Genomic DNA, 257 nt, shown 5'->3' with positions numbered 1-257 from the left:
CTAGACCGTCCCATTTCCGCTTCGTTACGGACCAGTAACACAATTCCTTGGTAATATTTTTCAAACTCATCCAGTTTCATTATCATGGTTCCTCTAGAAGGGTCTCCTAGAATAACTGAGTGATTGTTTATACCTCTGATGACAACAAAATGCATATATCCGTCGAAATTAACGAGAGTAATCCCAGGGACGCCGACTTCTTTAATTTTCTCCAGTCCTACTTGAAAGCCGTCAGAACGTAACCCTATGGAATCCAA

At 41.2% G+C, this 257-nt stretch carries 1 protein-coding gene; it reads right to left on the bottom strand.

Annotated elements, in window-relative coordinates; all coding sequences use genetic code 11:
• Window positions 1–257: cysteine peptidase family C39 domain-containing protein (locus IQR33_RS35865; protein WP_265575772.1), on the bottom strand; the 257-nt coding region annotated here is incomplete at both ends.

It is taken from the genome of Vibrio sp. OPT46 (assembly GCF_015163535.1).
Lineage (GTDB): Bacteria > Pseudomonadota > Gammaproteobacteria > Enterobacterales > Vibrionaceae > Vibrio > Vibrio alginolyticus.
The sequence above is the reverse complement of the archived record's forward strand: the minus strand, read 5'-3'. Positions and strand labels throughout refer to the sequence as shown.